We start from the raw sequence: 8,710 nt of genomic DNA on the forward strand, positions 1-8,710 counted from the left end.
AAAATCCATGCAAACTCATTCAAATCAGCTATCCTTTGCTAATGTTTACTCAGATGTTGATGAGTACTTTCAGCAGGATAAGCCGAAACTAATAGAACTCTTTGAGCAATATATTGATTTATCAAAACTAATTCCTCAAAGTTTCTATAACCACTATTATGCTTCTACTGGGCATCCCAGGGATTACAAGCTTTCATCAATGCTCACAGCTCTCATTATAAAGATGATTCTCTCTATCCCTGATATTTCATTATTGGTTAATATTCTAAATCTCTCTTCTGAACTTAGAAATTTATGTGGCTTTACTAAAGTGCCAGATGCCTCTCAGTTTTCAAGATTGAAAACTGACTTTGAAGCTGATTTCCTACTGTTTTTTAATAATCTCGTTGAAATCACTGAACCTATCTGTAATAGATTAAACCCTAAACTTGCTTCCATGCTCATCGCTGATACTACCGGCATCGAAGGCTATGTTAAAGAAAATAATCCAAAAGCCTTTGACACTGTCTTGAGAAATGTTAAAAGGTTTTCCAAAGATATACCAAATTTTAATGCTCATAGCTATGCTTGCTCTCAGATGCCAAAGTTCGCTCAAGCTAACGATGATATTAAATTGTCTTACATCAACGGACACTACTGTTATTCAATCAAAGCAGCCTTTGTCACTAATGGTCTCGGTGTAATAAGACACATTGATTTTTTCAATAGTGATAATTCAATAGATATCTCAGAAACTTTATCCGCATCCGAGCATAAAGATGACTATGATTCCAAAAGTCTAATCCCTGTACTTAACAACTTCTTTTCTTACCATCCACATTTCAAGTACGATTACTTTTTAGGCGATACTGGTTTTGATTCCATTGAAAACTACAAATATCTATACAAAGACCACAATATCATACCTATCATCCCAATTAACCCAAGAGGCTCCAAAAATATTGGTAAGCCTGGTGTCAATGAAGATGGTATCCCTACTTGCCCCAAGGACGGATCCCTTCCAATGAAATTTGATGGTTCCTTCAAAGAAAAAGGGAGACCATTAAGACTAAAATGGCTATGTCCTAAATCTAAAAGAGTATGGACAAATGGCAAGTTAAAATATCAGCTTTCTTGTGAAAATCCCTGCACTTCATCATCTTGCGGTCGAATGCATCATACTAATGTCGATGATGATTACAGACTAAATACTCTTATTCCAAGAGGTTCAGAGCGTTGGATCCAACTTTTCAAGCAAAGAACTATCATTGAGAGAACTAACTTTATGGTGAAATTCCCAATGGCTCTGGGCTATACAAAACTAAGGAATACATCCTCTCTCAAAGTTGAAGTGATGCTTGCAGCCATAACCCAGCAGATTGTAGTTCTGATTGCTGATAAACTGGATAAGAAGTCTCACCTTTTATCAATAAAATCGCTGATAGCATAGCATTTAGCCCCTTATTAAGCCAAGGTTTATTAAATTTACCTCTTTTTTGCTCAGTGTCACCTGTTTCTACTTTATCACCTTAATTTCTTACTTAATTCGTTTAGAATTAATGTTTTGGTTCTTCCCATTCCCTTTTTTACCCATATTTTTAAAGGGTTTTGCAATCAACTAAAAGTATTAAAGTCCTCTATATTAAAATATTATATTTTTTATTTTTCTGCAATAGGCTTATTTTTAAATAATACAAATTTATATTAATATATAGAAAAATCATAATAAAGTAGAAATAATGCTATTTAACATTGTATGATGAAGACTTGATATTATATGTATAACAGCACTTCCTATCCTGCCGTACTCAAAATTTATCATTAATCCCATAAGCAAAATATAGAAAAATCAATATTTTATAGATAAATCAAAATTGACAGATTAGTTCTCGCTTTTTTATAATAAGCTCACATCATAAGATTTATTTATTTTATAGACAAAAGTTCGATATAAGGAGATTTTAATATGGACCAGAATGAATTCGCAACTGCAAGAACACCCAGAGCAACAAAGCAGTTATTTTCTTTAAAAGGTTTAATACAACAATATAAAAAGAACTATGATCTTTTTCTCATTTTTTTACCTGTACTGATTTATTTTATTATATTCCATTATATTCCCATGGTTGGTATAGTAATAGCATTTAAAAATTATCAACTTTTAGATGGTATATTCGGGAGTAAATGGGTTGGGCTTGCCAATTTCAAAGAATTATTTACGACAGGAAGCTTTTTCGAAGTCTTAAGGAATACAGTATGGATAAGCTTCTTACGTTTTGTATTTGGCTTTCCTGCGCCTATAATACTGGCACTTCTTTTAAATGAAATAAAAAAGAAATGGTATAAAAAATTAGTGCAGACTGTAAGTTATCTCCCACATTTTTTATCATGGGTTGTTCTTGCTGGTTTGTTTATTCAATTTTTTTCCCCTTCTACGGGTCCAATAAATTTTATTCTTAAGCATTTTGGACTTAAACCCATTTATTTCTTAGGTGAACCGAATTGGTTTGTATTCACCATAATAACAACCGGCATATGGCAGAGTATCGGATGGGGTACAATAATATACCTTGCTGCCATATCTAATATTGATCCACAGATGTATGAGTCAGCAGTGCTGGATGGTGCAACAAGATTTCAAAATGTAATATATATAACATTACCATCCATAATGCCAACCATAGCAATACTATTGATACTAAATACAGGAAACATATTAAATGCAGGTTTTGATCAGATTTTCAATCTATATAATTCTGCTGTATTAAGTGTGGCAGATATTATTGATACATATGTATATCGTCGAGGTCTAACTGGCATGGAATATAGTTTTGCTACTACCGTTGGACTTTTCAAAAATGTAATAGGATTTATTCTTGTATACATAACGAATAAAATAGCTCGAAAAATAGGCGGCAGCACTCTTTGGTAAAGGAGATGATTTCATGAGCGTTATTAAAAAAAGCTTAAATGAACGAATATTTGATATTATAAACAGTATAATCATGATAATATTTATGGTTACGATATTATATCCATTTTGGAATTTATTTGTAACGTCTGTAAATTCCCCCTCAAGTGGCGGCGTAAATGTATTGTCATTATGGCCGGAAAAGTTCTCTTTATTCAACTACAAATATGTTTTAAGGAACCCGTATATTTGGATTGGATACCGCGAAACTATTATAAGGGTAGTTTTTGGTACCTTCTTAAGTATAGTAGTAACGTCATTTGGCGCATATGCGCTTTCAAAAAAGAATTTTCCCAACAGGTCTTTTTGGACACTTATAGTTATTATTCCCATGTTCTTCTCAGGAGGACTTATTCCAAGTTATCTATGGAACGTTAAGCTTGGTCTTATAGATAATCGGCTTGTTTTAATACTTCCAGGTTTAGTAAGCTCCTTTAATTTAATTATCATGCGCAATTTCTTTATGGCCATACCGCAGGAATTGGAAGAATCGGCTCACCTTGATGGCGCAAGTAGTCTAAGGGTTCTGTTCAGCATAGTTATTCCAGTTTCTAAACCTCTTATTGCAACTATAATACTATGGATAATGGTAGGCCATTGGAATTCATGGTTTGATGCAACCATATATATACGTTCGACCAGTAAAATGCCTCTCCAAGTAGTTTTGCGCCGTATATTGCTTGAAGGTACGCAGCAATTGATGGACATTAATCCCCAGTCCGGTGATAACAATACCGTCACTCCGGATTCATTAAAAGCTGCAACAGTATATATATGCATGATTCCTATAATGTGCATTTATCCATTTCTGCAAAAGTACTTCGTGCAGGGCGTAATGCTGGGTTCCATAAAAGGATGACTGAATAAACCCAAGATTTAATATTAAAATGGTTTTCCAGTAAAATTATATAAAAAAAATAAATATAAAGGGGGTAAAAATATGCTGGAAAGTTATATAAATAAAAAGTCAATATTTAAAAAAGTATTATGTTTAACGATTACAGCCGTAATAACTATTACCACTGTATTAGGATGTGGAAAGCCTAAAACTCAAAACAGCAATGCATCAAAATCCAATAAGGTATATACTTATAGAATGGTTATGAATAATTTTGGACCGTGGGATAAAAACCCGGAAATGGTTCAATATTGGGAGAAACATTTCAAGAATGTAAAATTTGACCTTGTATATGTAGAGAATAGCAATGCTGCAGATAAAATCAACCTTATGATTTCTTCCGGTGACATACCGGATGTATTGCAGTATATAGACCAACAGAAATATTATGAACAGGGTATAATCGGAGGATGGGATGAACAATTTTTCCGGAAAAATGCGCCAAATATAGCAAAATATATAGACGATACTGATCCTACTGCTTGGAATATAGCTAAATTTGATGGAAAGCTAATGTATTCCATACCTGGATTCAGGCTTTATAATACAATCCCAAATCCTGTATGGTGGCGCACCGATTGGCTGAAAAAACTCGGTATAAACGAAATACCTCAGAAACTGGAAGATGTAGAAGCAGCATTTTACAAAATTGCCAAAGGAGATCCTAACGGAAATGGTAAAAAGGTTTATGCTCTTTCAAACACCGGGCTTGATTCTATCTATGGTGCTTTCGGTACTATGAGAGGAATGTGGCTTTTGGGTGATGATGGTAAAGTTGTTTTAGGTGATATAACACCAGGTGCAAAAGAAGCAGTTACACTCCTTAGGAAATGGTACAAAGACGGCGTGCTCGATCCAGAATTTATAACCGGTGAAAACCAGGGGGGATACTGGGCAATATCACATTCATTTTTAAATGATCGAATAGGTTATTCGGGTATAGGAAGCTTTTATCACTGGGTCAATACAACTAATGAATCCGGCGGTACTTACTTAGGTAGCGGAGAAGCAGGCTCGTGGAAAAAAGCGGGAAAAGTCGGCACTTATGCTCCTGGATATCCACCAATTGGTCCCGATGGAAAACGCGGCACAAAGCAGGGAGATTTTCGTACGTTGCGTACTGCATTTTCTAAAAAGCTTGTAAAGGATACAGACCGATTTGCCCGTTTGCTCCAAGTAATAGATGAACTTAACTGTAAGGATACAGAGACCAGCCTATCTGTCGAAAGAGGCCTCTATGGAAAATATTCTACAATTACTAAAGATTTTCGCGGAATACCAACTTATAAAAGCCTGACAGGTGAAACTGATTTGCCTAAGTTAAGTGCCATTGGTGCTGCAAATACTTTTTCATTCATAGAAGAAGGAGGAAATTTGGATTATCAAAAAGTCGTATACGGGCAGGAATATGCCTGGGCACAGGAAAATCTAAAAGATAAAAGTTTCGGCTATAAATCAGCAATCTTTGGTGCTCTGCCATCCCAGACCAAATATAGTGCAGAACTTGGCAAAATACTTGATAGTGGTTTTACCTCAATAATAACTGGAGATAAACCAATTGATTATTTTGACGAGATGGTTGCAAACTGGAAAAAAGCCGGAGGAGATCAACTTACCAAGGAAGCAAATGAGTTGTATTTAAAGCAGTCAAAAAAATAAGAATATTATATAGTAATTTTCAATAAAACATAGTAGTATAATACTGATCAATAGGAGTAGCCTTAAACTACTCCTATTGCATAAAATTATTTATGAATTATAATTTTTTTATATTAAAAAAATAAAGGAGGAGAAAACAGTGCTCTATACAGATAGTACAAGAGGAAGTCCTTGTGCAAAGGATCCTGCTGTGGTCAGATTTAATAATAAGTATTATATGTACTACTCTCTGCCGCCGTATCCTAGTGAAAAGTGGCATAGTAAAAAACCAAACGGTTGGAATATAGGCATTGCGATAAGCAATGATTTGGAGAAATGGGAAAAAGTAGGAGAAATAACTCCTGCGATGAAGTATGAAATGAAAGGCTTATGCGCTCCTGGAGCAATAGTTATTGATAAAAAGCTACACCTTTTCTATCAAAATTATGGTAATTTCCCACATGATGCCATATGCCATGCCATTTCGAAAGACGGTATAAATTTTGTCAGAGATGCTTCAAACCCTATCTTTTCACCGTCGGGAAGTTGGAATAACGGACGTGCTATAGATGCTGATGTGGCAGTAAAGGATGATAAGTTATTTCTATATACTGCGACTAGAGATCCACACGGAAAAATACAAAAATTGTGTGTGGCTTCTTCGAGTATAACATCGGATTTTTCTAAAAGTACATGGAAACAAGAATGTGATGATAGTATATTACAGCCTGAATTACCATGGGAAATGGATTGTATTGAAGCACCAGCCGTGTGCATGCACAACAAAAAGCTTTATATGTTTTACGGTGGAGCGTATAACTGTTCACCACAGCAGATAGGATGTGCAATCAGCAAGGATGGGCTGCATTGGAAACGCATAAGTGAAAAGCCATTTTTATCAAATGGAAATCCCGGGGATTGGAATGCAGATGAATCAGGCCACCCATATGTTTTTATGGATAATGACGGACATACATGCCTCTTTTATCAAGGTTCAAACGATAAAGGCAAGACATGGTATTTATCAAGAGTGAATATCATATGGAAAGATGAACTTCCCTATATTTCAAAAATATAAAATGTTAATACAGAGCATCATAAAATTACTTTCAAGTATCTTGTGATGCTCTTTTCTATTTTACATAAAAAGTCGGTCATAAAGCTTTCAAAGGTATGCCTTTCTAAAAAAGTGCCACAACTTCCTTTAGTATTTCAATATTTTTATCTGTATCACCCCGGACTTCCAACCTGTGATTTACGCCTTCAATTTGCATTAAACGAATATTTTCCTTCATACAGTGTTCCTTAAGAATATCTGCATTTAAATGTTTATCATTCGTACCGTCAATTACAATTATAATCTTTTTCTCCCTCTTAATATAAGGCAGCGTCTCCTTTAGGGGAGTTAAATATATGTGTCTTGCTCCAATAGATAATTTTTCATCAGCCCATCCGGCAATTACCGTTCCTATACTTTTAGAAACAAACACTATATCGCTATATTTTGAAAAATCGATGGCTTTTAACTTCGTCAGCACATCGCTCTTTACATTTTCCATATGTTCATCTAGCGATTTATCCCGTTTAAGCGAATCGCTATAATCGATAGCTACCCTTTCATAGCCGCGGGCTTCAAACTTAAAACCCGCATAATATAGCAGCGGACAATCCTTACTGTAATTAACGCCTGGAAATATTACAACTATTCTTTTATCGCTCATATTATTTCACCTCAATATTTTATACCAACCCATAAGCTATCTATATCAGTCAAAGATAATACAGCTTGCCTTTATTCTATTATACAACAAACTTATTTTTATGAATGGCATGTATTAATATAACTTCGATTCGCAATATAAGTTTATGTTATTTATGCCTGATTTCATATTACGAATTGAAGTAATATAAGGTAAAAATTACAGTAAAAGAAAGGGAGGCATTTATGTTGACTATCTCAGGTACCAATTCCACAAGTTTTTCAAGATTGGAACTTTTTTTGATGGGAAGGACTTCCACTTTATCTCCTTTGATTACAATCAGTGCACTTGGGGAAATCCTTGCTCCTATTCCGGCGCCTCCTCCAACTCCTCCATTTCCCTTTCCGTCCCCTCCGCCTGAACCAAGCCCGAAGGACACGTTGACTACCAGTATTAGAGTTGATTCGCCAATATTTATCGGCTCGCCTATAACTGTCCCTGAAGCAAATCCGAATTCATATTACATTCCATATCTATTCCCTTTTTTGCATATGGATATAAGCTTTTTATCTATGGCATCCAAGAAGCTGCATCCCCTTTTGCATTCATATATATCTATTACACATTAAAATTGAAAAAGTTTCAATAAAACGGATATATTTATATAATATTTTTCACAAGTCCGGGGGTAAAGGCATAAAGTTGAACCAGCTAGACTGCAAATTAATAAAAGATATTAAAAATATATATTATTCAAGTAAAATAAAAATGAATTTTTTACCATTTGGTTTGTTTAGTGCTATTATATAAATATACGAATTGTTCAGTTTAAATTATGAAGATAATCCATGAAACCTGCAATAAAATCTTCAATTTTTAACTTTGTTTGCTAGCTTGTTAAATGAACACATTTTATTAACCTGGAGGGATAAACAATGAACGAAACATTAAAAACAATTTTAGGGCGAAGGAGCATCCGCAGCTATAAACCTGAACAGATTACCGATGAGGAACTAAATGTCATACTTAAAGCCGGAGAGTATGCTCCAAGTGCGATGAACCAGCAATCGAGCCATTTTACCGTAATTCAGAACAAAGATGTCATGAAGGAGTTTATTGAACTGGCAAAGGATATAACTAAGCAGGATGAAAATCCTTTTTATGATGCGCCGACTGTTGTCTTAGTATTTGCAAAGAAAGGCAACATAGCACCTATATGTGACGCCAGCCTCGCGATCGGAAATATGCTTATAGCTGCAACATCTTTAAACATCGGATCCTGCTGGATTCATTGCGTAAATGCCATCTTTAACACCGAAAAGGGCAAAAAATTTCAAAAAAGATTGGGCGTGGGTGAAGAATATGGTATCGTAGGCTCCTGCGTATTAGGCCATGCAGCAGCCAAAGCTTCCAAAGCAGCTCCGAGAAAAGCCGATTATGTAAATATTATCAAGTAGTATATATGATATCTTCGATTCGCAATATAAGTTTATGTTATTTTGAACACTCATTCGCCAGATTCAA

At 34.9% G+C, this 8,710-nt stretch carries 7 protein-coding genes and 1 pseudogene; 6 read left to right on the forward strand and 2 right to left on the reverse strand.

The window, feature by feature from the left end; translation table 11 throughout:
• The first annotated feature begins 7 nt into the window (after window positions 1–7).
• The 5 genes from QME45_09885 to QME45_09905 all read left to right on the forward strand — a co-directional run bounded on the left by QME45_09885 (window position 8) and on the right by QME45_09905 (window position 6,564).
• Window positions 8–1,429: a transposase gene (locus tag QME45_09885; protein ID MDI6618967.1), complete on the forward strand. Its 1,422-nt coding sequence runs from the start codon at window positions 8–10 to the stop codon at window positions 1,427–1,429.
• A gap of 516 nt (window positions 1,430–1,945) precedes the next feature.
• A complete protein-coding gene (locus QME45_09890; GenBank protein MDI6618968.1) occupies window positions 1,946–2,911 on the forward strand; it encodes an ABC transporter permease subunit in 966 nt (321 codons plus the stop codon).
• Between the two features lie 13 nt (window positions 2,912–2,924).
• Window positions 2,925–3,809: a carbohydrate ABC transporter permease gene (locus tag QME45_09895; protein ID MDI6618969.1), complete on the forward strand. Its 885-nt coding sequence runs from the start codon at window positions 2,925–2,927 to the stop codon at window positions 3,807–3,809.
• A gap of 81 nt (window positions 3,810–3,890) precedes the next feature.
• Window positions 3,891–5,507 (forward strand): extracellular solute-binding protein, encoded by a 1,617-nt coding sequence (locus tag QME45_09900; GenBank protein MDI6618970.1) that lies wholly within the window; start codon window positions 3,891–3,893, stop codon window positions 5,505–5,507.
• Window positions 5,508–5,646: 139 nt separating this feature from the next.
• On the forward strand, window positions 5,647–6,564 hold the full coding sequence (locus QME45_09905) for a family 43 glycosylhydrolase (protein MDI6618971.1): 918 nt from the start codon (window positions 5,647–5,649) through the stop codon (window positions 6,562–6,564).
• 103 nt (window positions 6,565–6,667) lie between these two features.
• On the opposite strand, the gene QME45_09910 is transcribed toward QME45_09905, so the two are convergent.
• Together QME45_09910 and QME45_09915 are read right to left on the reverse strand one after the other, a co-directional pair.
• Window positions 6,668–7,207, reverse strand: coding sequence for a hypothetical protein (locus tag QME45_09910; GenBank protein MDI6618972.1), 540 nt, complete (start codon window positions 7,205–7,207; stop codon window positions 6,668–6,670).
• A 169-nt stretch (window positions 7,208–7,376) separates the two neighbouring features.
• Window positions 7,377–7,688 (reverse strand): annotated as a pseudogene (locus QME45_09915) (GerW family sporulation protein).
• Window positions 7,689–8,121: 433 nt separating this feature from the next.
• On the opposite strand from QME45_09915, the gene QME45_09920 reads away from it, so the two are divergent.
• Window positions 8,122–8,643, forward strand: coding sequence for a nitroreductase (locus QME45_09920; protein MDI6618973.1), 522 nt, complete (start codon window positions 8,122–8,124; stop codon window positions 8,641–8,643).
• The last annotated feature ends 67 nt before the right edge of the window (window positions 8,644–8,710 follow it).

Source organism: Clostridiales bacterium (assembly GCA_030016385.1).
Classification (GTDB): Bacteria; Bacillota; Clostridia; order Clostridiales; family Oxobacteraceae; genus JASEJN01.

What these genes read in the sequence shown, in the direction of transcription:
- QME45_09900 (MDI6618970.1), top strand. Translation starts at nt 3,891, where the DNA reads ATGCTGGAAAGTTATATAAATAAAAAGTCAATATTTAAAAAAGTATTA.
- QME45_09895 (MDI6618969.1), top strand. Translation starts at nt 2,925, where the DNA reads ATGAGCGTTATTAAAAAAAGCTTAAATGAACGAATATTTGATATTATA.
- QME45_09890 (MDI6618968.1), top strand. Translation starts at nt 1,946, where the DNA reads ATGGACCAGAATGAATTCGCAACTGCAAGAACACCCAGAGCAACAAAG.
- QME45_09920 (MDI6618973.1), top strand. Translation starts at nt 8,122, where the DNA reads ATGAACGAAACATTAAAAACAATTTTAGGGCGAAGGAGCATCCGCAGC.
- QME45_09910 (MDI6618972.1), bottom strand. Translation starts at nt 7,207, where the DNA reads ATGAGCGATAAAAGAATAGTTGTAATATTTCCAGGCGTTAATTACAGT.
- QME45_09885 (MDI6618967.1), top strand. Translation starts at nt 8, where the DNA reads ATGCAAACTCATTCAAATCAGCTATCCTTTGCTAATGTTTACTCAGAT.